Source organism: Mycobacterium sp. NGS11, assembly GCF_059813315.1.
This window is the reverse complement of sequence record NZ_JCALEJ010000067.1, coordinates 1-969: the sequence shown is the minus strand read 5'-3', so window position 1 is coordinate 969 and position 969 is coordinate 1. Positions and strand designations below refer to the sequence as shown.

The window sequence follows — 969 nt, the reverse complement described above, 5'->3', positions numbered from 1 at the left end:
CGAGGTGCCTCACGTAAAGGTGAGCGCGAAGCGGTGGCTGGTGCCTCACACATGGTGAGCGCGTGGGGGGCTTGCACTACTTCGCCTCGGCCAATCGGTTGATTGACGGTTGTAATGCTTGCAGGTCGAGGTGGCGGGCGGCGGCCAGGGCCTCGGTCTTGGCTTTGGCCAGGTCCAGCAGCTGCATTTGGATGGTGTTGATCTGACGGGTCAGATCGGCCGGGTTGATGCCCTCGATTCGGGCGGCCACATTCGAGAGTTGTTGTGTATCAAGAACACCTGATGATTGTAGGCGCTGCCACGGGGTGGCCGGGCTGTCGTAGATGCGCTTGCGGCGGCCGCCCGCGGTGGTGGTGTAGCCGACGGGGCTTTTTCGTCGGGGTGAAGAAGTTCAACCGCAGCGACACCAACGGCCACAGCTCGTTGAGTAGCTCCAGTTCCGCCGGGGTGTCGTAGCGCCAGTAGAACGCGTGTTTGCGCACCACGTGGTTGTTCTTGGACTCCACGTGGGCCTGGTCGTTCTTCTGGTACGGCCGCGAGCGAGTCTGGGCGATGTCGCGGTCCTGCAGCCAGTCGGCGACCTCGTGATTGATGAACTCAGACCCGCAGTCTGAGTCGAAACCGCCATCGGGAATGGGAAGCGCTGCTGCAGTTCCTCGATGCCCTCGAGGATCCACTTGGAGGCGTTGTTGCGGATCGAGGCGTTTTCGGTCCAGCCGATCACCAGATCGGTCATCGTCAACGTGCGGGCGAACTCGCCGACCAAACTCGGGCCGCAGTGCGCGACGGTGTCGGCCTCGATCACCCCAGGGGTGTTCGGCGCCTCATCGGCGCAGGTGCGGATGGAGATCGAATTACGCAGCAACGGTGACGGTTTCGTTGTCGAGATGCCCTTGATGCGTATCGCATCCCGGGCGGGTTTGAGGTAGCGGTCCACGGTGGCCGCGCTCATTGTCTTCAAGTCGGCCA

Annotated in this window: 3 protein-coding genes; 1 reads left to right on the top strand and 2 read right to left on the bottom strand. The window is 62.6% G+C overall.

The window, feature by feature from the left end:
• Positions 1-76 precede the first annotated feature (76 nt).
• Both AC5Y4T_RS26130 and AC5Y4T_RS26125 read right to left on the bottom strand, forming a co-directional pair.
• Positions 77-250 (bottom strand): hypothetical protein, encoded by a 174-nt coding sequence (locus AC5Y4T_RS26130; protein ID WP_232526907.1) that lies wholly within the window; start codon positions 248-250, stop codon positions 77-79.
• A gap of 19 nt (positions 251-269) precedes the next feature.
• Positions 270-677 carry a hypothetical protein gene (locus tag AC5Y4T_RS26125; protein WP_256999732.1) on the bottom strand — a complete coding sequence of 136 codons (408 nt, stop codon included), beginning with the start codon at positions 675-677 and terminating at the stop codon, positions 270-272.
• Between AC5Y4T_RS26125 and AC5Y4T_RS26120 the strand changes: the two genes are divergently transcribed.
• Complete coding sequence (locus AC5Y4T_RS26120) at positions 660-929, top strand: hypothetical protein (protein ID WP_256999733.1); 270 nt, start codon at positions 660-662, stop codon at positions 927-929. The two genes, AC5Y4T_RS26125 and AC5Y4T_RS26120, sit on opposite strands and share 18 nt — an antisense overlap.
• Positions 930-969: the final 40 nt, after the last annotated feature.